At 67.3% G+C, this 22,446-nt stretch carries 22 protein-coding genes; 17 read left to right on the forward strand and 5 right to left on the reverse strand.

What is annotated here, in order from left to right:
• Positions 1–136 precede the first annotated feature (136 nt).
• The 10 genes from GAA2_RS03625 to GAA2_RS03670 all read left to right on the forward strand — a co-directional run bounded on the left by GAA2_RS03625 (position 137) and on the right by GAA2_RS03670 (position 9,638).
• Positions 137–1,762 (forward strand): PEP-utilizing enzyme, encoded by a 1,626-nt coding sequence (locus GAA2_RS03625; protein ID WP_191834729.1) that lies wholly within the window; start codon positions 137–139, stop codon positions 1,760–1,762.
• A gap of 157 nt (positions 1,763–1,919) precedes the next feature.
• Positions 1,920–3,002 (forward strand): MlaD family protein, encoded by a 1,083-nt coding sequence (locus GAA2_RS03630; RefSeq protein WP_191834730.1) that lies wholly within the window; start codon positions 1,920–1,922, stop codon positions 3,000–3,002.
• An 8-nt stretch (positions 3,003–3,010) separates the two neighbouring features.
• Positions 3,011–3,994, forward strand: a complete 984-nt coding sequence (locus GAA2_RS03635; protein WP_248664692.1) for an MlaD family protein — start codon at positions 3,011–3,013, stop codon at positions 3,992–3,994.
• Positions 3,994–5,088, forward strand: a complete 1,095-nt coding sequence (locus tag GAA2_RS03640) for an MlaD family protein (protein WP_191834732.1) — start codon at positions 3,994–3,996, stop codon at positions 5,086–5,088. Before GAA2_RS03635 ends, GAA2_RS03640 begins: the two co-directional genes overlap by 1 nt.
• A complete protein-coding gene (locus GAA2_RS03645) occupies positions 5,085–6,053 on the forward strand; it encodes an MlaD family protein (RefSeq protein WP_191834733.1) in 969 nt (322 codons plus the stop codon). The genes GAA2_RS03640 and GAA2_RS03645 overlap by 4 nt, the downstream gene beginning before the upstream one ends.
• A 79-nt stretch (positions 6,054–6,132) precedes the next feature.
• Positions 6,133–7,122: an MlaD family protein gene (locus tag GAA2_RS03650; protein ID WP_191834734.1), complete on the forward strand. Its 990-nt coding sequence runs from the start codon at positions 6,133–6,135 to the stop codon at positions 7,120–7,122.
• Between the two features lie 73 nt (positions 7,123–7,195).
• Complete coding sequence (locus GAA2_RS03655; RefSeq protein ID WP_210738011.1) at positions 7,196–7,894, forward strand: hypothetical protein; 699 nt, start codon at positions 7,196–7,198, stop codon at positions 7,892–7,894.
• 102 nt (positions 7,895–7,996) lie between these two features.
• Positions 7,997–8,638, forward strand: coding sequence for a TetR/AcrR family transcriptional regulator (locus tag GAA2_RS03660; RefSeq protein WP_191834735.1), 642 nt, complete (start codon positions 7,997–7,999; stop codon positions 8,636–8,638).
• An 86-nt stretch (positions 8,639–8,724) separates the two neighbouring features.
• Complete coding sequence (locus tag GAA2_RS03665; protein WP_191834736.1) at positions 8,725–9,246, forward strand: hypothetical protein; 522 nt, start codon at positions 8,725–8,727, stop codon at positions 9,244–9,246.
• The gene (locus tag GAA2_RS03670) at positions 9,225–9,638 is read left to right on the forward strand and encodes a cytochrome P450 (protein WP_006435710.1); all 414 of its coding nucleotides are present in this window, start codon (positions 9,225–9,227) and stop codon (positions 9,636–9,638) included. The genes GAA2_RS03665 and GAA2_RS03670 overlap by 22 nt, the downstream gene beginning before the upstream one ends.
• 45 nt (positions 9,639–9,683) lie before the next feature.
• Here the strand turns inward: GAA2_RS03670 and GAA2_RS03675 are convergent, their stop codons facing one another.
• Genes GAA2_RS03675 through eccA form a run of 3 tightly spaced genes read right to left on the reverse strand, consistent with a single transcriptional unit; the run spans position 9,684 to position 12,478 of the window.
• Complete coding sequence (locus tag GAA2_RS03675) at positions 9,684–10,223, reverse strand: hypothetical protein (RefSeq protein WP_191834737.1); 540 nt, start codon at positions 10,221–10,223, stop codon at positions 9,684–9,686.
• A gap of 14 nt (positions 10,224–10,237) precedes the next feature.
• The gene (locus GAA2_RS03680; protein WP_006435708.1) at positions 10,238–10,645 is read right to left on the reverse strand and encodes a hypothetical protein; all 408 of its coding nucleotides are present in this window, start codon (positions 10,643–10,645) and stop codon (positions 10,238–10,240) included.
• 51 nt (positions 10,646–10,696) lie between these two features.
• Entirely contained in the window at positions 10,697–12,478 is a 1,782-nt protein-coding gene (gene eccA / locus GAA2_RS03685) for a type VII secretion AAA-ATPase EccA (RefSeq protein ID WP_191834738.1), read from the reverse strand.
• 210 nt (positions 12,479–12,688) lie between these two features.
• On the opposite strand from eccA, the gene purL reads away from it, so the two are divergent.
• The 3 genes from purL (at position 12,689) to GAA2_RS23050 (ending at position 15,944) form a co-directional block, all read left to right on the forward strand.
• Positions 12,689–14,983 carry a phosphoribosylformylglycinamidine synthase subunit PurL gene (gene purL / locus GAA2_RS03690; RefSeq protein WP_006435706.1) on the forward strand — a complete coding sequence of 765 codons (2,295 nt, stop codon included), beginning with the start codon at positions 12,689–12,691 and terminating at the stop codon, positions 14,981–14,983.
• Positions 14,984–15,130: 147 nt separating this feature from the next.
• The gene (locus GAA2_RS03695; protein WP_006435705.1) at positions 15,131–15,499 is read left to right on the forward strand and encodes a CD225/dispanin family protein; all 369 of its coding nucleotides are present in this window, start codon (positions 15,131–15,133) and stop codon (positions 15,497–15,499) included.
• A 28-nt stretch (positions 15,500–15,527) separates the two neighbouring features.
• The gene (locus tag GAA2_RS23050; RefSeq protein ID WP_006435704.1) at positions 15,528–15,944 is read left to right on the forward strand and encodes a DUF2752 domain-containing protein; all 417 of its coding nucleotides are present in this window, start codon (positions 15,528–15,530) and stop codon (positions 15,942–15,944) included.
• On the opposite strand, the gene GAA2_RS03705 is transcribed toward GAA2_RS23050, so the two are convergent.
• On the reverse strand, positions 15,933–16,877 hold the full coding sequence (locus GAA2_RS03705) for a glycerophosphodiester phosphodiesterase (protein ID WP_006435703.1): 945 nt from the start codon (positions 16,875–16,877) through the stop codon (positions 15,933–15,935). The two genes, GAA2_RS23050 and GAA2_RS03705, sit on opposite strands and share 12 nt — an antisense overlap.
• A gap of 35 nt (positions 16,878–16,912) precedes the next feature.
• On the opposite strand from GAA2_RS03705, the gene GAA2_RS03710 reads away from it, so the two are divergent.
• Positions 16,913–17,548, forward strand: a complete 636-nt coding sequence (locus tag GAA2_RS03710) for a hypothetical protein (RefSeq protein ID WP_243828679.1) — start codon at positions 16,913–16,915, stop codon at positions 17,546–17,548.
• Between the two features lie 22 nt (positions 17,549–17,570).
• Positions 17,571–18,647: a diacylglycerol kinase gene (locus GAA2_RS03715; RefSeq protein ID WP_096273134.1), complete on the forward strand. Its 1,077-nt coding sequence runs from the start codon at positions 17,571–17,573 to the stop codon at positions 18,645–18,647.
• A gap of 9 nt (positions 18,648–18,656) precedes the next feature.
• Here the strand turns inward: GAA2_RS03715 and GAA2_RS03720 are convergent, their stop codons facing one another.
• On the reverse strand, positions 18,657–20,165 hold the full coding sequence (locus GAA2_RS03720) for a hypothetical protein (RefSeq protein ID WP_006435700.1): 1,509 nt from the start codon (positions 20,163–20,165) through the stop codon (positions 18,657–18,659).
• Between the two features lie 46 nt (positions 20,166–20,211).
• On the opposite strand from GAA2_RS03720, the gene GAA2_RS03725 reads away from it, so the two are divergent.
• Both GAA2_RS03725 and purF read left to right on the forward strand, forming a co-directional pair.
• Positions 20,212–20,631: a sterol carrier family protein gene (locus GAA2_RS03725; RefSeq protein WP_096273136.1), complete on the forward strand. Its 420-nt coding sequence runs from the start codon at positions 20,212–20,214 to the stop codon at positions 20,629–20,631.
• Positions 20,632–20,792: 161 nt separating this feature from the next.
• Positions 20,793–22,400: an amidophosphoribosyltransferase gene (purF, locus tag GAA2_RS03730; protein WP_096273138.1), complete on the forward strand. Its 1,608-nt coding sequence runs from the start codon at positions 20,793–20,795 to the stop codon at positions 22,398–22,400.
• The last annotated feature ends 46 nt before the right edge of the window (positions 22,401–22,446 follow it).

A 22,446-nucleotide genomic window follows, 5' to 3' on the forward strand; every position in this document is an offset into this window, starting at 1 on the left:
TATTGCGAGAGTAAAACTGTTGTGTCAGCGATCACAGTCACCTTCCCGAGGGCGTCACATCTCAGCGAGGGAGCTGCCTTCCCCGGGGGAAGCCGATCACAGGCGTCACACTGTGCGAAGCCGTGAAGGAGCAGTCGTGCCCACACCCACCGATCCCATCAAGGGCTCCTCGGAGCCCGGCCGTTACTGGACGAGTACCAATCCCGGCGAGGCCTGCCCAGAGGTCATGTCACCGATGTGCTGGAGCCTGTGGGGCCCGGCGACCGAGCAGGGGCTGTTGTATCCGATGTACTCGTTCGGAGTGATCCCACGGAGCAAGCTCGTGGTGTCCGACGATCCGAATGAACTGGGCGTCAGCTGCTTCTACGGGCGTCAGGCGTTGAACGTGGACGTCATCAAGAAGACGATGGCGGCGGTGCCGGGACTCAGTGCCGACGACTTCGAGCGAGATCTCATGGGTTCGGTGCGACCCGACGCGCCGAAGTTCTCCGGCAGTCCGGGCCGCGTCCCGGTGATCGCCGCGAAGGCGCCGGTCGCGCTCATGCGGACGCGGAAGCGTCTGGAACGTCTCTACGAGGAGATGTACGCCGACTGGCTGGCGACGGTCGTCGACGGCGAGCCGAGCCAGACCCCGATCGAGCGTCTGGTGCAGACCCGTGCTGACTTCGAACGGGTCTTCAGCGTGCACTGCGTGTGGCGCTTCATCTTCCAGGGAGCCCAGAGTGCGGTGACCGGGGCGGCCGAGAAGCTCGGCGAACCGGGACTCGTCGACCAGTTGCTCTCCGGCGTGGGCGATCTCAACGAAGCCAGGATGGCCGATGACCTGTGGCGGCTCGGGCGCGGCGAGATCGGCGAGGCGGAGTTCTTGTCCTCGTGGGGATACCACGGCCCCAACGAGGGCAATCTGTTCGCCACGGTGTGGCGTGAGGACCCTCGAGCGGTGCGATCACTCGCCGCGTCACTCGCGCAGCGCGCCGAACGGCCGGCCGCGCGAGCGTCGGCCACGCAGCAGGTCGGGTCCGCGGCCGAGGCGCGGCTGCTCGCGGCGACCCCGGCTCTGCAGCGACCCGTCACGCGGTGGCTCGTCCGCAAGATGCGTGACGTCATCCGATCACTGCAGGTCGGAAAGGCCGCCTACCTCATCGCGATCGACCGCGCCCGCGCCGCCGCCCGGACCTTCGGCCGCCAGCAGGTCGACCTCGGCGCGCTCCGGGAGGTCGACGACGTCTTCTTCCTCACGGTCGAGGAATGTGAGGATCTCGCCGCGGGCCGCCTGTCCGACGCCCAGCGGATCGTCGACACCCGTCGAGCCACGCGCGAGGGCTACAAGGCGATGGTCCTTCCGGTCGCGTTCTACGGCATGCCCGAGCCGGAGCGGATCGACGACGACGCCGATGACGTTGGCGCGGTTGAACTCTCGGGTGCTGCCAGTGGCGGTGGGGTCGTCGAGGGCCGCGCTCGGGTCCTGTCGGACCCGTCCGAGGACATCGAGCTCGACGACGGCGACATCCTCGTGTGCCGCTTCACCGATCCGAGCTGGGCGCCACTGATGGCGATGGCCGAGGCCCTGGTCATCGACATCGGGGGATCGGCCAGTCACGGCGCGGTCGTCGCCCGCGAGCTCGGGGTTCCCTACGTGATCGGAACCGAGAGCGGAACCCGGAGAATCGGCGAGGGTGACCGGATCCTGGTCGACGGTGAACGCAATCTGGTCAAGGTCACCGAGCGTGCTCGCGATGGCAAGGCGGTCGCCGCCGGCTGACCGGAGAACCCGCCCCACGCCGGGGCATCACGCCCGTCCGCGAGGCAGACGCACACTCGCCGAAGCCGCTCGTCATACATCCCGATTCTCATCCAGCCGTGCTCGAACAGTCCCAGCGCACGACCAGTTGTCGATGCCCATTCCCGGAAAGGTGACCATGACAGCCACGACCGCCCTGAGGTCGGTTGCGCCGGTGAGCCCGGCGCTGCCGGTCGACTCGCCGACGCACGAGGAGAAGCGCGCCGGACGGCGGCGTCGCGTGCGAAACCCGTTGACGCCCATCGTGAAGTATCTACGGCGCGCACCGCGTGAGAGCCTGGCGACGCTGGGGCGGCCGGTCGAGCAGCCGACGAGGACCTACCGGGCCGAGTTCTCCGACATCTCCGGACTGCGGATCAACGGCGACGTGCGCACCAAGGGGGTGCGGATCGGGAAGATCACCGACACGCGCATCGTCCGCGTCGACGGGCGCAGCGTGGCCGAGGTCGACTTCACCCTCGACGAGTCGTATCGGCTGACGGAGAACTCGCGTCTGACCGTGAAGTACCAGAATCTCACGGGCGCAAGATATGTCGACGTCGCCTTCGGGCCGGCCGGACGGCCGGTGGACACGGTCCCGCTCAGCCACACGACGGGCTCCTTCGACATCACCGAACTGTTCAACGGCCTGCAGCCGGTACTCGCGACGATGCGCACCGACGAGGTCAACGAGTTCACCGACAACGCGTTGGCCATCCTGCAGGGAGACGGCAGCGGACTGGCGCCGATGCTCGACAACGTGGCGAAACTGTCCCGGTTCGCGACGGACCGTGAACGGTTGATCTCCACGCTCACCGCCAACCTGGCCCGGATCGCCGACACCATGGGAGGCCGGACCCCGGAGGTCATGGAGTTCCTTCACTCGGTCAAGATCCCGGTCGCCAAGGGAATGACCGTTCTGGAGGAGTTCTACAAGACGGATCGCTACGGACCCGCCTTCACCGAGCCGATCGACCGGCTGATGGGCAACCTCGGACTGCGGCCCGGGCTCGACGTCGACAAGCTGCTCACCGATGCGTTCAGCTCGATTCCGCAAGCCGCCGAGGCGCTCCGGATGATCCCGGTGGCGGTTGCCGGTCTCCAGGTCCCGGCCGGCATCGATCACTCCGGACGCAGTTGTGCGAACGGGCTCGCGGATCTGCCGTCCGATGTCGAGCTGCTGCTCGACGGAAGCGAGGTCGTCGTATGCGCGGCAGGATGACACCGGCCATGCTGGGACGTTTGACCAAGCGGGTCGGGCGGGAGGTCATGATCGGGGCGGCGCTGCTGGTCGCGGTGATCGTCGTCGCCGCCGTGATCGTCGTCGTCTACGTCAATCCCCCGGGGAAGAAGCAGTTCACCTTCCTCACCGATGACGTGTCGTCGGTGGCGGTCGGGCAGGACGTGCGCGTCGCCGGGCTCAACGTCGGCAAGGTGACCGGCCTCGAACTCGGCGCCAACGAGGTCCGGGTGACCGCCGAGGTGGATGAGGAGATCTTCATCGGGGATCGCTCCCGTGTCGAGGTCCGGATGTTGACACCGGTCGGCGGCTACGCCGCGACGCTCATTCCGCTGGGGGATGTTCCACTGGGGGACAACTGGATTCAGTCCAGTGCGGTCAGCGTTCCCTACAGCATCGGGGACGTGATCCAAGAGGTGCCGACGGTCACCGACAACGTCGACGCCACGGACATCGACGGCAATCTCGGTCAGGTTGCCGATGCCCTGGACGGGCAGTCGCCGTCCTTGCGGGACATGGTCGACGGAATGCGGAGCGTCACCGGTGTCATCGCCCGCCAGCGATCACAGGTCGACGCGATCGCGGCGCTGAGCACCGAGTACCTCGAGGTGTTCGAGGCCAACCGGGCATTCATCTTCGATCTGCTGCGACAGACCGACATCGTGCTCTCGACCTACAACAACACTCACGTGGGGTTCAACGAGGCGTATGCGCGGCTCGGACGGATTCTGATGTCGATCCAACCGCTCGAGGCCTACTACCTGGATCACAGCGATCAGGTCGTCGCGGCGATCAATCAGTTCCGGCAGATCGCCGAGACCGCGCAAAACACGATGGGACCGGGCGTCGACAAGCTGACCGCGCTGCGAGATCAGCTGGCGGGCTGGCTCGGTCCCGAGGGGATCAAGGAACTCAAAGGCGGGACCGTGCTCGCCTCCGATATCTGTATCCCGGTCGCCGGGAGGAAGTGCTGATGATGCGACGTCCGAACCTGGGAATCATCGGGGTCGTGGCAGCTCTCGCGCTGTCCGGCTGTGCCGGCACCGCGCTGGCCGCCGATGAACTCCCGCCCACCACCGGGGAATTCTGCGCCGAGATGCCGGATGTCACCGGTCTGTACGCCGACAATCCGGTCACACAGATGGGATACCGCATCGGCCGGGTCGCCGCGGTGCAGCCACGTGGCGACCGCGTCCTGGTCACCTTCGAGATCGACACGCCCCGTGCGATTCCCGCGGATGTGAAGGCGGTGATCCGGTCCAAGTCGCTGCTGGCCGACCGGAGTCTGGAGCTCGTGGGGAACTATGCCTCGGGTCCTCGGCTCACCGGGGACCGATGCATCGCCCTCACCAACAGTTACACGCCCAAGACGATTTCGGAGATATCCGCTTCCGCAGCGGATTTCGTCGACGACCTGGCCCCCGCAGGTGAGGGCCAGAATGTCCGGGGAGCCGTGACCGGACTCGCCGACGCGCTCCGCGGGGTGGGGCCGCACGCCCGCGACGTCATGACGAATGCGGCGGAGGCGGCGCAGAACCCGGACAAGGTGATCGCCGACATCGGCAGTGTCATCTCCGACATGGCACCGCTGAGCGAGGATGCGCTGAAGAACTGGGGTGCGATCGAGTCCATCCTCACCCAGGCGCCGAACATCCTCGAGGTCGGCACCGAACTCTGGACCGGTGCGACGGAACTGACCAAGGGCGTCGCCTGGACCGTGGCGACCCTGTACGACATCGAGCGGAACTACGGTGGTGACATCTGGCCGGTCGTGCATGGTCCGGTGACCCAGGCGATCTCCCTGGCGGCCGCTCGCGCGCCGGACATCTCGTCGCTGGTCTCGACCATCCCCGCGGTTGCGCAGGCGGTGCGCCAGCAGACACACGGCCAGGGGCGCGGATTCTCGGTCCGCTACACACCGCCCACGGTTCGCGTGTCCGACGTCTCCCCGGAATTGTGCGCTCAGGCGAACAGGCTGCGACCCAACACCTGTAAAAGACGTGGTGCGGTCAGCGAGTTCCGGGGTGACGCATTGTTGGACATGGTCCTGCTGGGGGGTCGGTCATGAGACGGAGTGCATGGTTCCCTCGCCTGGGTCGGCGGACGATCCGCCGGGGCGTGCCGGTGGCGATTCCGGCGACGATCATGACGATCGTGCTCGCGGGGTGCGCGATCGGTCCCGACGACCTGCCGTCGGTACGTCCCGGAACGGGCGACGGCTACGAGGTGTCGGTCCGATTCGCCAGTGTCCTGTCGCTGCCGAACGGTGCCGACGTCGTCGCCGATGGACAGCGTATCGGCGAGGTGACCGGGCCCGAGCTGACCGACGACTACGTGGAGGTCGCGGCGCGAATCCGCAAGGGCACGCGCATTCCTGCTGACACCGATGCCGTCATCCGGCAGAACACCCTTCTCGGTGACACCTACATCGCCTTCGTCCCGCCGGCGGGCGGCGGAGACGACGGTTCGACCGGTGCCCGGGGGTATCTCGAGCCGGGGTCGGTCATCGGCGTGGAACGCACGGTGTCGCCACCCCCGCTCGAGGACACACTGGCGGTACTGGCCAACTTCGTCAACGGCGGAACCATCACCCAGATCCAGGACGCGATGGCGCGTATCAACAACGTGATGCCCAAGCGCCCGGATCTGCGCCGGCTCGCGACGGTCACGTCGGTGGATCTGCGAGACCTGGGACGCAACACCGGTGAAATCGATCGTTTCCTGGCCGGCATGAACGCTTCGGCCGCGGCGATCGGTGAGCGCCATGACGAGCTGACCAAGATCTTCGGCGCCGAGGCGGCGACCTACTGGCGGCGTGATGCCGACAGCTTCCTGGTCCACATCGCCTATCTGCTGCCCTCGATCGGCAGCATCTTCGAGGGCGGGATCTGGCTGGTGCCGATGCTTCTCTCGCGGCCACGTCCGACGGCGTCCGTGGGATCGTGGACGATGGACCGCGATTGGCGATCAAGACCTCGGACTTCCTCCGTAATGTGTTGCTTCCGTTCGCATCCAACCCATCGGTCGATGTGACGTCGGTGACGGCACGAGGTGGCGGTGAACAGCTGATCGGCGATGTGGAGAACCTCTTGCGGATGCTGGGAGCGGTGCGATGAAGAAGTCGATGCTGTCGATTGCCGGGATGCTCGTGATCGGTGTTCTGGCCTTCGTCTACATGGGGACCCTCGGGCTCCCGGTCAGCCGGGAGAGCGACGACCGGAGGGCCACCATGGAGGTCTCGGACGGCAACGGTCTCGTCCCCGGAGCACGAGTGCTGTTGCGCGGCGTCGAGATCGGCACCGTGGCATCGGTCCGTCCGTCTGCGCGTGGCGTCACGATCGGTATGAAATACCGTCCGGAGTATCAGATCCCCACCGAGAGCACGTTCCGGATCGAGACCCTGTCGGCGCTCGGTGAGCCCTACGTGGCGGTCACCCCGGCGGTGGCGCCCGGCCCGTACATCGCCGAGGATGCGGTGATCGGCCGGTCGCAGGTCGATGATCCGTCCACGTTCAAGGATCTGTCCGAGCGTGTCACCCGACTGCTGGAACAGGTCGACCCCAAGAGCGTGGGAAAGATCTTCGAGACCCTCGACGTGGCGTTGCCCGGTCCGTGCACGGATGGCGGGGTGTGCACCGATGACGAACAGTACGTGCTGGGCAGTATCAACCGCGCCGGTGAGCGTCTGGCCTCGACGATCGGTGGTCAGGCCGACAATCTCACCACGCTGCTCAGCGCCCTGCAGCCGCTGCTCATGAGGAGCGGAGAGATCCCGGCCGCGTTCCGCGGGGCTGCCCCGGCCGCCGAGGGGTTCGGCCGGAATCTCGGTGTCCTCCAGGACGCGCTGAAGTTCGCGGTGTTCCGCGGCGGGCCGCTGGCCACCGGAATCGAGGATGGTGCCGGACCGTTCCTGATGGAACTCCAGAAGTTCCTGGACAACACCGCCGCAGATCTCAAGGTGATCGGCGACAACCTCCTGCCGACGGTCAGCGCCGGCGCCGGCGCGTTGCGCACGGTCGACCCGAGCGCGGTGCTCGGCCGTGCGCTGGGCGCGGTCCGGAACGGGTCGCTCCAAGTCGAAGTGGGGGTGCCCGGGTCCTGATACACGACCTGCCGGAAGAACTCGGCAGATGACAGCAGCCAGCCACACGAACGGATGAGAAATGGTGCGGACCATGGAAAACGACCCAGAACGCAGGGACGACACGAAGGGCGAGGACGGCACAGCGAGCACGACGACGTCGGGTATCGCAGTGCTGGAGAAAGGATCGGAACCGGCGACCTCTGCCGGCGGTGCTCGCGGCTCCGGTACGGAAGTGCCGGGCGACGCCGCGGGGGACCGGGCGCGCGGGCATCAGGTGTCCCTGCGGTCGGTGATCGTCGGCGGCGTGATCCTCGCCCTGGTCGCGGCCCTTGCCTTCGTCAGCTGGCAGTTGCACTCGCGCAGTGAGGAATTGGCCGCGACGCAGGCGGCTGCGACGGCGGAATCGCAGGCCGAGAAGGTTGCTCTGGACTATGCGAAGGGTGCCGCCGCGATCGACTTCAAGGACCTGCCGGCCTGGCGATCCCGACTGACCGAGGGGACCTCGGAGGAGATGGCCGCCCGATTGACCCAGGCAGCCACGTCGATGGAGCAGATCGTCACACCGTTGCAGTGGACGTCGACGGCGGAGCCGATAGCCGCGGTCACCACGTCGGTCGACGGCGACGTGTACTCCGTGGACTGTTTCGTCGGCGTCACCACGAAGAACACCCAGGCTCCCGACGGTATCCAGTCGACTGCGACATACAAGCTGCGACTGGACAAGTCGAAGGACTGGAAGATCATCGACATCTCCGGAGTCAATGCCGAACTGCCGACCGGAGGCCGATGAATCGGTGACGGAATGATCTGGGACCGGTGTGATCGGCGTCGATGACAGCGGACGGCGGCGTGGTGCATCATCGGATCCATGAGTAGCCAACGTCGTCAATCCATGAGCCCCACCACTCGGCGACGTTCGTCGGACCTGCAGGCCCTGATCGTGGTCGCGGCCGAGGAGGAGTTCAGTCACCTCGGCTACAAGGGTGCGACGATGGCGGCCATCGCCAGTCGTGCCGGCGTCACCAGGTCGGTCCTCACTCGGCATTTCGCCACCAAGGCCGATCTTTTCGCGGAGGTGATGACCAAGCCGCTGCTGCAGTTCGCCGACAGTTGGACCAGCCGCTGGGCCGATCGTCTAGCCGAGGAACCGCCCGAACTGGAGCTCGTATACGAGTTCATCTCCGACCTGTTCGAGAACAGCCGCAATCACACCGGTGTCCTCCGACTGTTGATGTTCTCCGGCGAACAGCTGGAACCGGAAGTGCGCAAGCAGGTTTGGGAGACGATCGATGAGGGCATGAGCGCGGTGCTGGAGATCGCGGTGCGCACCATCGCCGCGCACGGGTATCCGGCGGAGCATGCCGACATCACGGTGCGAGCGCTCATCAGCATGGTGATGGGCTACGTCAGTATGGACTCCTCGGTACTGGGTTCGATAGACGCTGACGACGAAGTCGTTGTGCGACACATGTCTTCGCTGATCATGCACGGAATCTCGCTCGGCGCGGACGCCGGCCGGGACCCCGCCGAATAAGGTACAAAGTTGTCCCTTGACTGTTGGGGTGATCGTTGCCACACTAGGTGTGTCGTTGAAGCCCAATAGATTTAGGAATCCCCCTCATGGCCAATGTCACATCAGACTGGGATCCGCTGTCCGAGGCGAACCTTGCAGACCCTTTCGCGGTCCAGAAGGAAATGCGCGGCAAGTGCCCGGTTGCCTGGACCGAGCAGTTCGGCGGCGCGTGGGCGGTCTTCAAACACGCCGACATCGAACAGGTTGCCGGCGATCCGGAAACCTTCAGTGCAGCAGAGGTGTTCGTCGTTCCGGACAGGACCGGGGGAGTCTTTCCATGGCTTCCGGTCCAGTCCGATCCGCCCCAGCACGCCGACTACCGTGCCCTGGTCGCTCCCTTCTTCCGGATGGAGAAGACCAAGGCTGAGCCCGGCGGCGACGATCTGATGTCGGCGCTGATGGAGGCCGACATCGACGGACGGCCGCTGACCAATGAGGAGATCTTCAGCACCTTCATACTGCTGATCGTCGGCGGTTCGAGACCACCGCCGACGTCACGAGCGCCACGCTGGCGCATCTGGCCGAGAATCACGAGCTACGAGAGCAGTTGCGCGCCAACCCCAAACTGATCACCAAGGCGGTCGGCGAGTTCGCGCGTGTCTTCGCCCCCACGCAGGCCACCGCGCGTACGGCGACTCGGGACGTGGAGATCGGGGGTCGGACGATCTGCGCCGGCGAGCGCGTACTGCAGATGTGGGCGTCGGGAAGCCGGGACGAGGACGTCTTCGCCGACGCCGATTCCGTCGACATCGATCGGCCGGGCAAGACCCAGCTGACCAGCTTCGGTTCCGGAAATCACCGGTGTCTCGGGGAAGGTCTGGCGCGCATCGAGATACGTGCGATCCTCAGTACCTGGCTGGAGCGCATCGACACCTTCAAGGTCGACGGGACCCCCGAGCGCGGCACCTGGCCCACCCAGGGCTGGCATTCGATGCCGATGAGCTTCACCGCGCGCAGCTGATCCGCGGGTCGGCCGCAGACACCGCTGGTCGGTGCGCCATGAACATCAGTGCGTCAGGAACACCTTCACGACGACGATGGCGGTTGCCAGCACGGTGACCGCGGTTGCCCCGATCAGCGTTGCGCGGTTGGGTCTTTCGTTGTTCAGGCGGTCGATGACGAAGACGGTTCCGCCGATGCGCAGCAGGATCACGATCTCGGCGGCGAGCTGGGCGGTGCGCGGTTCGAGCCAGCCGACCCATGCCGCCGCCAGGATGAGACACGGCACCGACGCCGACGAGAGGATCGGCACCGAATCCCGAAGGTGGTGCAGCACCGTCGTCTTCGTGGGGTGGACGGTGCCGTCGTGGACCCGTCGCGCCACCGCCTCGGCGAAGACATGTGCGATGAAGGTCGACGCGGCTGTGCCGAGCACGATCAGGATGCCGACGAAATCGTCCTTGAGGTGCAGCGGGATCAGCGCCGCCAGGATCAGGATGTTGCCGTAGATGTACGCGCTGATGCGGGGCGCGGCGTGTTCGCGGTCCAGTGGACGGCCGCGGGAGAACAACGGGCCGTGCAGGAGGGACCACGGTCGGACACTCATGGTCAACGAACGTATCAGCGTGTGGGCACGAGCTCACCGACAACATCGGCGACCTTGTCGTCGAGACGGCTGAGGCAGACCGTCGCCGCGACGGTGGCGACCTGATCGGCGTTGGACTTCACCCCGAGTGCCGCCACGGCGGCCGCACGCCCATCGTCTTCGAGTGCCCGGAAGTCGCGGCAGCTCAGGGCCTTGGCGGTGGAACTCTGGACGGCGCTCGACGGTGCTCCCGAGGTGGCCGGTTCTCTTGTGGGCTGCCCCGTGTCTCCGGTGGTCTGCTCGGTGCCGGCGGTCTGTTTCGCGGTGGTCGCGGACGGTGCGGGTTCGGCGTCGTCGGACGAGCATCCGGCCAGCGACAGGGTCAGGGCGAGGGCGCCGGCGAGCAGGCCGGATCGGATCAAGCGGGTGCAGGACATGAGCATGGGGAACCTCTCTGGGGAAAAGAGCGGAAGTGGCCGGACGGGCGAGGGCCGCTAGCGCCTCAAACCCGACAGCACGCCGGAGATGGCGGACCGGATGTCGTCGAGTTCGATACGCATCAGATCGTCTGCGGACAACGAGGCGAGGTCGCCGGCCGTGCTGAGCCGGAACTCGCGCTCCTCCTCGGCGGCCTCGACGATGTTGCGGATGAATCGGCCGTTGCCGGCCAGATCTGTGGCCCGACGCGTGCCGCCATCGTGGTCGCGGACATCGTGGTAGAGCGGCGCGCACGCCTGCTCCAGTTCGGCGACCGCCTCCGGGGTGAGGACCGAATCGCGTTTGCGCGCGATGAACTCGCCGATCTGCGCGAGCTCTCGAGGGGTGTACGAGTCGAATCGGACCCGACGTGCGAAACGCGACGCGAGGCCGTCGTTGGCAGCGAGAAACCGGTCGATCTCCGAGTCGTAGCCCGCGATGATCACGACCAGACGATCCCGGTCGTCCTCCATCCGCGCCAGCAGCGTGTCCACGGCCTCGCGACCGAACGCGTCGCCACCCGACAAACCCTTCTGGATCAGGGTGTACGCCTCGTCGATGAACAGGACGCCGTCCATGGCCGAGTCGATGAGCGCCGACGTCTTGATGGCGGTGGAGCCGAGGTGTTCGCCGACCAGGTCGCGCCGGGTCGCCTCGACCACCTTGTCGGACTTGATGAAGCCGAGCCCGCAGTAGATCTTGGCGACGATCCGGGCGACGGTCGTCTTGCCGGTACCGGGCGGCCCGGTGAAGGCCAGGTGCAGGCTGCGCGCCGAGGTCGAGAGTCCGCGGTCGGCGCGGACCCGGGCGAGGGTGGCCGCCGACTGCAGCTTGGCGACCTGCTGCTTGACCGACTCGAGTCCGATCTGTTGTTCCAGTTCGCGCTGGGCATCGGTCACCAGCTCGTTCTCGACACCGTCGGCTCCAACCGGCGACACCGTGGTCTGATTGCGGTCCGGCACCGAGGCGGGGTCCCAGCGGTCGGTGCGCGCGGCGATCTCCTCGGGCGTCGTGCGGAGGACGCGGATCGTCGGGGACCGCATGGCCTGCGCCGCCGCGGTGTGCGCCGGATTGCGCGCGTAGACCTGCTCGAGCATGGCCTTGGCCTTCTCCTCGTGACCCTGCTCGCGAAGCGCCAGGCCGTAGGCGTACATCGCGCTGACCGAACAGCCCGCGACCGGACCGTCGATGGCGTTCTGCAGGCGACGCATGCCCTCGCCGAGCATCCCCAGGTGCACGCACGCTGATCCGGCCATGAAGTCGGCCACAGACTGCATGACCGTGTCGCCCCACCGGTCCGAGCGGGTGAGGGCGGTCAGCACATCGGGCCATCGTTGTGTTCGGTAGTGGAGGTGAGCGCGGACGAACTCCACGATCGGCAACCGATGGGCGGGCGGGATCTCGTCGAGCGCCTCCTCGGCGCCCGAGTAGTCGGCACCGCGGATCAGACTGGACGCAAATGCGGCAGTGGCGTCGACGGCGGTGATCGCCGGGTAGTCGATGTGCAGTCCGGTGTCCCAGCGACCTGCGATGGTGCCCGGGGGAAGGCCGAGCCGACGCTGTTCGGCGCCGATCGTCGCTCGTGCCCGATACAGTCCCAGCAGGACCTCGTCGCTCCTGTCCCCGCAGGCGAGGCGGCCGATCCAGGCGTCACCGAGCGAGGGATCCCACTCGGTGGCGCGGGTGAACGCCTTGGCGGCCTGTGCGGGGTTGTTGATCGGCTCCTGACCGTCGACGGGGATGTTCAAGGACAGGACGCCCAGCTCGAAGAGTGCCCTCGCCTTGCGGACATCGGCCATCTCGTCCCCCTGTGTCAACGTCGTGCCCGGCGCGTCGCCGGCGTGCCTGCACCCCCGTGCACGTCCCGCGCCCTGCACGGCTCGAGTGAACAGACTATCCCGAGACCGGGCCGGTCCCGGCCACAGATCTCCCAGGGGGAGAGGGCACGCCGAACGCCTGAGGTCCGCCCCGTCGCCTCCGACGGCCCGGGCCCGCCTAGACTTGTCTCCGTGAGTGCCCAGGTGGATACCGTCTCAGCCGCTTCCTCGACCCCGGATCATCCGCAACCGTTCCGCGAACTCGGTCTCAAGGACGACGAGTACGCGCGAATCCGCGAGATCCTGGGCCGTCGGCCCACCGACGCCGAGCTCGCCATGTACTCGGTGATGTGGTCCGAGCACTGCAGCTACAAGTCGTCGAAGGTCCACCTCCGGTACTTCGGCGAGACCACCACCGAGGAGATGCGCGCCAACATGCTCGCCGGTATCGGTGAGAATGCCGGCGTCGTCGACGTGGGCGACGGGTGGGCGGTGACCTTCAAGGTCGAGTCGCACAACCATCCCAGCTATGTGGAGCCCTACCAGGGTGCGGCGACCGGTGTGGGCGGCATCGTCCGCGACATCATGGCGATGGGTGCGCGGCCGATCGCGGTCATGGACCAGCTGCGGTTCGGTCCCGCCGACGCCCCCGACACCCGCCGCGTCGTCGACGGCGTGGTGCGCGGTGTCGGCGGCTACGGCAACTCGCTCGGACTGCCCAACATCGGCGGCGAGACCGTCTTCGACGCCAGCTACGCGGGCAACCCGTTGGTCAACGCCCTGTGCGCGGGCGTGCTGCGAACCGAAGACCTTCACCTGGCGTTCGCATCGGGCACCGGCAACAAGATCATCCTGTTCGGTGCGCGCACCGGACTCGACGGCATCGGCGGCGTGTCCGTGCTCGCGTCGGAGACCTTCGACGATGCCGAGGGTGGCGGTCCGAGCCGTAAGAAGCTGCCGAGCGTTCAGGTGGGCGATCCGTTCACCGAGAAGGTGCTCATCGAGTGCTGCCTCGAGCTCTACCACGCCGGACTCGTGGTGGGCATCCAGGACCTCGGCGGCGCGGGATTGTCCTGCGCCACCAGCGAACTCGCCGCAGCGGGGGACGGCGGCATGCACATCGAGCTGGAGCAGGTGCCGGTGCGTGCCGAGGGCATGACCCCGGCCGAGGTGCTCTCCAGCGAGTCGCAGGAACGCATGTGCGCCGTCGTCGCCCCGGAGAATGTCGACGCCTTCCTCGCCGTGTGCAAGAAGTGGGACGTGCTGGCCACCGTGATCGGTGAGGTCACCGACGGTGACCATCTGGTCATCACCTGGCACGGCGAGACCGTGGTGGACGTGCCGCCGCGCACCGTCGCCCACGAGGGCCCGGTCTACGAGCGCCCGGTGGCACGTCCGGACTGGCAGGACACCGTGATCGCGTCGACCACGGAGCCGCTGCAGCGTCCGGACACGCCGGATCAGCTGCGCGAGACGCTGCTGAAGATGCTCGCCAGCCCGGCGCTGTGCAGCCGCAAGTTCATCACCGACCAGTACGACCGCTATGTCCGCGGCAACACCGTCCTGGCCGAGAACGCCGACTCCGGCATGATCCGCATCGACGAGAAGACCGGACGCGGAATCGCTCTGGCGACCGACGCGTCGGGTCGCTACACCTTCCTCGACCCGTATCGAGGTGCGCAGCTCGCGCTGGCAGAGGCCTACCGCAACGTCGCCGTCTCGGGCGCGACCCCCAAGGCGGTCACCAACTGCCTCAACTTCGGTTCGCCCGAGGACCCGGCGGTGATGTGGCAGTTCCAGCAGGCGGTCCGTGGACTCGCCGACGGCTGCGCACAGCTGGGCATCCCGGTCACCGGCGGCAACGTGAGCTTCTACAACCAGACCGGCGCGACGGCGATCCTCCCGACGCCGGTGATCGGTGTCCTCGGTGTGATCGACGACGTCCATCGCCGCATCCCGGCGGGCTTCGGCACCGAACCGGGGGAGACGCTGATCCTGCTCGGCGAGACGCGCGACGAGTTCGACGGCTCCATCTGGGCGCAGGTCGCCTACGACCACCTCGGTGGTGTGCCCCCGCAGGTCGATCTCGAACGCGAACGGCTGCTGTCGGAGATCCTGACCGCCGCCTCGCGCGACGGACTGATCTCGGCCGCACATGATCTCAGCGAGGGCGGCCTCATCCAGACCGTCGTCGAGGCGGCCCTCGCCGGCGAGACCGGTTGCCGAATCCTGCTGCCCGAGGATGCCGACCCCTTCGTCTGGCTGTTCTCCGAATCCTCCGGACGCGTGCTGGTCGCCGTGCCGCGTACCGAGGAGTCGCGCTTCGCCGCGATGCTCGACGCCCGCGGTATGCCGTGGACGCGCATCGGCGTGGTCGATCAGGGCAGCGACGAGGTCGAGGTCCAGGACTACTTCTCGGTGCCGCTGACCGAGCTGCGCGAGGTGCGCGAGGCGACGTTGCCTCGCCTCTTCGGCGACACCCCGTAGTAGCCCCGATCGTTGTCACACGCAACGTTCTCGCCTGCGGGAACGTTGCGTGTACATCGTTGGAAGCAATCTGATTTCCGGAACCGCCCAACAGGCTGAGGGTCGGTTACGCTCCTGGGGTTCTCAGAGAGAGTCGAAAGGGCGCAGATGAGCTATCCCTATGATCCGAACCAGCCGCCGAACTACGGCCAGGGTGGTTACGGACAGCCGTACGGCGCATACGTGGGTGGCCCGCCGCCCGGACCCGAGCCGGACAACAACCTCGTGTGGGCGATCCTGACCACGGTCCTGTGCTGCCTGCCGTTGGGCATCGTGGCGATCGTCAAGTCCACGTCGGTCAGCAAACTGTGGGCTGCAGGAGATTTCGCAGGTGCCCAGAAAGCCGCCGATGATGCCAAGAAATGGGCGATGTGGGGTGCGATCGCCGGTGTTGTCGGTTCGATCCTGATCGTCGTGGCCTATGTCCTCTTCTTTGTCGTCCTCTTCGGCACAGCAGCGACCACGTCCACGTACTGAGCGGTTCGAAAGGGCAGTTCTCTCACGGGTGTCGGCCCTCTCGAATCATCGGGTCCTCGGTCCGGCGGCAGTTGTCGCCGCGACCGGGATCTGCTGTGGCGCAGTGCTGTTGGGCGACCCCACCACACCTGGCGGGGTACTACCGATGTGTCCGACGAAGCTGGTGTTCAACGTGACCTGCCCGGGTTGCGGCTCGCAGCGTGCGCTCTACTCGCTCCTGCATGGCGACCTGTCCGCGGCCCTGCACTACAACGCGGCCGGGGTGGCCGCGATCGGATTGCTGCTCTTCGCCTTTGGTGCGTATTGTCTGCGGCTCTGGACCGGACGAAGGATTCGCAGCTGGCAGAACATGCGCTATTCCGCCGTCGTCGTGCTCGTCGTGGTGCTCATCTGGTTCGTCGTCCGGAACATTCCGGTGGAACCATTCTGGTCCCTACACGTCTGACCGGCCGGCTGATCCGGTGCGTCGGAACCAGCGGATCAGCCGCGACCCGGTGCCCGCCGGGGTGGCGTCGAGATCGAGTGCGGCGAGCCCCTCCGGGTCGTCGGTGGTGATCTGGTCGACCCGTAGCTCCAAGAGCCGCTTGATCTCCGGGACGGCGCGCGGTCCGATGCGGGTGACGGTGTAGCCGTCGACGAGCCGGTCGTGTCGATGGAATGCGCCGACGAGGTCGTGGCCGCGCCGGTCCGCGGCGAGGATCAGCCGGTTCTCGAGGTAGATCATCTCGGCGTCCGGTGATGCGGACAGGGCGCGCGCGACGAAGCCGTCGAATTCCCCGGACCGGATCGCGGCGTCGGCGGCACCGTGGTGGCAGGGGTCGTAGCCGACGCGGATTCCGGGGGCGACCGACGTCAGGCGGGCCACGGCGGCCGCATCGCCGCACGACAGGATGAAGTGCGACGCCAACGGCTCGACGCTCCGCGCGAAGGTGTCCACCGCCCGTGGATCGAGCGCGGCGTCGTCTTCTTTGAAATCGAGCTGGAGGATCGACGTCGGCGCGATGTCGACCGTCGAGAACAATTCGGTCAGGTCCTCGAGGAGCAGGACCGGCTCCCGGAGCGCCTTTCCCTGGTTGTCGCGCAAGGACAGTCCGCGAAGGTAGGCGGCGGGCAGTGCCGAGATGACCCCGGTGCCGGTGGTGGCGTGGTCGACGACGCGGTCGTGGAGGATCGCGAAGCCCCGGTCGGCGTGGATGACCAGGTCCACCTCGATGCTCGCGCCGTGCCGCATGCCCTCGACGATGCGGGTGGCGGTGAAGGCCGGATCGTCGGCGCGTCGACGCCCGCGGTGCCACTTGAGCATGGTCCGGTGCCCGTCGAAGTCGATGTACAGGGGTGCCGAGGAGGGATCGGGAGCAGGTGTGCTGATCTGGGACATCGTCTTCCGAGCCTAGTCTCGGTAGGGTCTGGCACGTGGCGGCGTTCTCGATGCCCCGGTGGGTCGGTGTTGTGACGGCGGCCGAGTCGACCGGATTCCTCATCCCGGTGGCCGGGTTCGCGATCTCCGGCACCGCCGGGCTCTCGCCCGGATGGGCCTGGTTGCTCATGGTCGCCTGCGGGGCCGGCGAGGGCGCGCTTCTCGGATTCGGTCAGGCGGTCGCCCTTCGCGGTACGTCGTGGCAGGTCCCGCCGGCGCGATGGGTCCCGGCGACCGCGGTCGGCGGGATGCTCGCGTGGTCGTTGGGGATGGCGCCGTCGAGTCTCGTCGATCTGGGAGTGGACATCGACTTCGGGAATCCCCTCACCTGGTTCCTGTTCGGTGCGGGCGCCGCGGTACTGCTGACCAGCATCCCCTCGGCGCAGTACGTCGTCCTGCGGAACCGGCTTCCCGGCGCGTGGAAGTGGATACCGGTGAATGCGGCCGCCTGGACGGTGGGGCTGGTCTTCACCTTCCTGCCCGGCCCGTTCATCGACGAGTCCACCCCCGCCGTGGCGATGGCGGCCGCCTTCGTCCTGGCCGGCGTCTGCATGGCCGCGATCGTCGCGGTGGTCACCGGCCTCTGGTGGCGGTCACGACCCGTTCTCACCGAACGCGCCTTGCGGACTTGAAACGTGTTCTAGTTTGAGGGGCATGGCTCTGCGCGTGGTCGAGTGGTCGACCGGAACCGTCGGAAGACATGCGATCGCCGGGATCGACGCCCATCCCGACCTCGAACTGGTCGGGGTGTGGGTCTCGAATCCGGAGAAGGTCGGAAAGGACGCCGGCGAACTGGCGGACCTCGGACGCGACCTCGGCGTCGCCGCGACCGACGACCGGGACGCGCTGATCGCCCCGAGGCCCGACTGCATCGTGCACACCGCGATGACCGACGACCGCGTGATGGAGTCGATCGAGGACCTGATCTTCTTCGTGGAGAGCGGGATCAACGTGGTGTCGAGCGGCCCGGTGGTGCTGCAGTTCCCACAGGGCATCCTGCCGGACGGGTTGCTGGAGCGGATCGCCGCGGCCGGCGCATCCGGCGGTGCCAGTCTTCACGTCAACGGTATCGATCCCGGTTTCGCCAATGATGTACTGCCGCTGTCGATGACGAGCCTCTCGCAGCGCATCGACGAGGTGCGGTGCCAGGAGATCGCCGACTACTCGACGTACTACCAGCCGGTCGTCATGCGGGACCTCTTCGGATTCGGGAAGCCCATGGACACCACGCCGTTGTTGCTGTCACCCGGAATCCTTTCGATGGGATGGGGCAGTGTGGTGCGGCAGATCGCGGCCGGACTCGACCTCACCCTCGACGAGCCGCTCGTCGAACGGGTCGAGCGGGTCGAGGCGGACCGCGACTACTCGACGGTGTCGGTGGAGATCCCGAAGGGCACGATGGCGGCGTTGCGGTTCGAAGTCGCCGGGCAGGTCAATGGCGTGGATCGTGTTGTGCTGGAGCACTACACGCGCACACACGCGGACCAGTGCCCTGATTGGCCGACCCCGCACGAGGGCGACGGCTGCTACCGGATCGCCATCTCCGGCGAACCGGAGATGACCGTCGAGTTCGGCCATCACGGTGAGAACGGCGACCACAACGTGTCGGGGATGATCGTCACGGCCATGCGGCTGGTGAATTCGGTTGCCGCCGTGGTCGATGCGAAGCCCGGGTTGGTGACCGCCCTCGACCTGCCGCTCATCACCGGACGGGGTCTGGTCGCCGAATAGGTTGCGCTGTCACACTTCCCACGTGTGGACGGGTTCACCCTCGTGCATGTGCGTCACATAGTCGGACAGCATGCCGGTCAGTGCCTCTGCCCGGCTCTCGCCGGCTTTCTCCCGGGCGGCGACGGCCTCGCGCTGCCACACCGATCCGGTCCGGCGGGTGACGCAACGTCCCTCGATCACCGACAGGTACCTCTTGCGCGCCTTGTCGGAGACACCGTAAGCGCGAAGGCCCTTCTCGGCGAGGGTCAGCAGGCGACGGAGCACGAGTTCGTCCGGGCGCACCCAGCCCACATCGGGCCAATAGAGTTGCGCCTCCATGCCGAAACGGGCGCCGGACTGCAGGTTCTCCGCGGCCGCGTTGAACGACATCTGCGACCACAGTGGCCGGTCGGACTCCACGAGCCCGCGCACGACCCCGTAGTAGAAGGCGGCGTTGGCCATCGTGTCGACGACCGTGGGCCCGGCGGGCAGCACCCGGTTCTCGACGCGCAGATGCGCCTGACCCTCGTGGATGTCGTACACCGGCCGGTTCCAGCGGTACACGGTGCCGTTGTGCAGCCGCAGCTCGTCGAGAGTGGGGATGCGACCCGCGTCGAGCTCGGCGAGCGGGTCGACGTCGGTCGACACCGGCAGCAGTGCGGGAAAGTACCGGGTGTTCTCCTCGAAGAGATCGAAGATGGTGTTGATCCAGCGTTCGCCGAACCACACGCGTGGCCGGACCCCCTGGTTCTTCAGCTCCAGCGGCCGGGTGTCGGTGGCCTGTTCGAAGACCGGGATGCGGCTCTCGTGCCACAGTGCGGTCTCGGCAAGGAAAGGGGAGTTGCCGGCCAGCGCAACCTGCACCCCGGCGATCGCCTGGGCGGCGTTCCAGTGTGCGGCGAAATCCTCCGGGGCCACCCGCAGATGCAGCTGCAGTGAGGTGCACGCGGCCTCGGGCAGGATCGAATCGGTGGAGGTGTGCAGACGCTCGGTGTGATGGCCGTCGCCCAGCGGTACGCCGCTGATGTCGATCTCGATGTCCTCGCCGCGCGCGTTGAAGATCTGCTCGTTGAGCAGGTCGTAGCGGGGGTTGGCCGAGATCCAGTGGTGGGCGAAGTGTTCGGACTTCAGGGTCGGGAGCATCCCGATCATGACGAGGTGGTTGTTCGTGCGGGCGGCGCGTTCCTCCGCACGGTTGAGCGACGTCCGCAACGCCTGCTCCAGCGAGATCGTGTCATCGATGGTGAAAGGTCGGGGCGAGACGTTGATCTCGATGTTGAACTGTCCGAGTTCGGTCTGATAGTCGGGGTCGGCGATCGCCTCGAGGACGGTGGCGTTGGCCATGGCCGGACGCATCTGCTCGTCGATGAGATTGAGTTCGACCTCCATACCGAGCAGCGGCTTCGGTGGGCGCCCCTGGTCGGTGAACAACCCGTCGGCCAGCATCCGCGCGATCGCGTCGGTCCCCCGACTGACCTGACGGCGGAACCTCACGCGATCCTCGCCGGTGAACTCCTGTTTGGTCACTTCCGCGCCCATGCGTCACATACTGCCCCAATCCGGGCGTCGTGAACCTTGTTGCAAGATGACTGGCGTGCCCCCGCGTAAGAGATCCGACCCGGCCGAGGTCCGTGCCGCAGTACTCGCGGTGGCGGACTGGCTCGCCGACGAGGCGTCACCCGCACCGCCGCGGCCCGCCCTCGCCGCTGCCGTCCGCCTCACCGCCCGCACGCTCGAACACCTCGCCCCGGGCAACTCGGTCGAGGTCAGGGTCCCGCCGTTCGTGGCGGTGCAGTGCATCGAGGGACCGCGGCACACGAGAGGGACGCCACCCAACGTCGTGGAGACCTCGCCGCGCACCTGGCTGCTGCTGGTGACCGGGCTGCTGACGTACGACGCGGCACTGGCCGCCGGTCGGGTCGACGCCTCGGGACACCGCGCCGAGCTGATAGCCGAGCTGTTGCCCCTGATCCCGCTCGGACCCGGTGGCCGGCGAGAGGATTGATCGGGCGAGTGTGATCGGTCACTCCCGGAGCCCGACGTGGAATTACGCCCCGTCCCACACCGCTGCAAGATTCGCACTGCGAGGCAACCGGCACGTAAACTCCCAGTTGTCTCCCAACCCATTGACGTGTAGTCCGATTCGCAGCCCAGGGGAGCTAGTCGATGACTGATCATCCGATCGCCAACGTGAACCTGCTCGCTCCCACCCCGGCGGGCGGATGCGCTGCGACCGGTGCCTGCGCGCCCGGCCCGGCTCCGTCGGACCAGCCCGAGAACGAGCCACGCGAGGAATGCGGCGTCTTCGGTGTCTGGGCGCCCGGCGAGGATGTCGCCAAACTCACCTACTACGGCCTCTACGCGCTGCAGCATCGCGGACAGGAAGCCGCGGGTATCGCGGTCGGCGACGGCAGCCAGGTCGTCGTCTTCAAAGACCTGGGACTCGTCAGCCAGGTGTTCGACGAACAGACACTCGGTGCGATGAGCGGCCACGTCGCCATCGGGCACTGTCGGTACTCCACCACGGGCTCCACCACCTGGGAGAACTCGCAGCCGATCTTCCGCACCACCGATGCCGGGACCGGCGTCGCGCTGGGGCACAACGGAAACCTCGTCAACACCGCCGACCTGGCCGCCCGCGCCCGGGAGAAGGGCATCAAGAGCTCTGCGGCGACATCGGACTCCGACGTCGTGGGCGCCCTCCTGGCGCACGGTGCCGCCGACAGCTCGATCGAGCAGGCCGCGATGGAACTGCTGCCCACCCTCAAGGGCGCGTTCTGCCTGACCTTCATGGACGAGCACACCCTCTACGCGGCGCGCGACCCGCACGGCGTGCGGCCGCTCTCGCTGGGCCGCCTCGACCGGGGCTGGGTGGTCGCCTCGGAGACCGCCGCCCTCGACATCGTCGGCGCCTCGTTCGTCCGCGACATCGAGCCCGGTGAGCTGCTGGCCATCGACGCCGACGGTGTCCGGACCAAGCGCTTCGCCGAGCCGACACCCCGCGGCTGCGTCTTCGAGTACGTCTACCTGGCCCGCCCGGACTCGAACATCCACGGGCGTTCGGTGCACTCCACCCGCGTGGAGATCGGCCGCCGGCTGGCGAAGGAACATCCCGCCGAGGGCGACCTGGTCATCCCGGTGCCGGAGTCGGGTGTGCCCGCGGCCGTCGGCTTCGCCCAGGGCTCCGGCATCCCCTACGGGCAGGGCCTGATGAAGAACGCCTACGTGGGCCGCACCTTCATCCAGCCGTCGCAGACCATCCGTCAGCTCGGCATCCGCCTCAAGCTCAATCCGCTGCGTGAGGTCATCCGCGGCAAACGCCTCGTCGTCGTCGACGACTCGATCGTGCGCGGCAACACCCAGCGCGCCCTCATCCGGATGCTGCGCGAGGCCGGTGCCGCCGAGGTGCACGTGCGGATCGCCTCCAGCCCGGTGCGCTGGCCGTGCTTCTACGGCATCGACTTCGCCTCTCCGGCCGAACTCATCGCCAACGGCATGGAGTCCGAGGAGGGCATGGTCGAGGGAGTGCGCCAGGCCATCGGCGCCGACTCGCTCGGCTACATCAGCATCGATGAGATGATCGGCGCGACCGAGCAGCCCGCCTCGTCGCTCTGCGCGGCCTGCTTCGACGGCAACTACCCGATCGAACTGCCCGAGGAGACCTCCATGGGCAAGGCGGTCCTCGAGCAGATGCTTGCCTCCGCTGCCCACGACGGGACGGTCGACCCGTTGACCAAGCCCAACGACAACGTCAGCGCAGTGATGCGTCCCTGAATTCGGGGGCCGGGCACTCCGGTACCGTGTGATCGTCGGCGAACAC

Origin of the sequence: Gordonia ajococcus (assembly GCF_012974285.1) — a bacterium.
Taxonomy (GTDB): domain Bacteria; phylum Actinomycetota; class Actinomycetes; order Mycobacteriales; family Mycobacteriaceae; genus Gordonia; species Gordonia amicalis.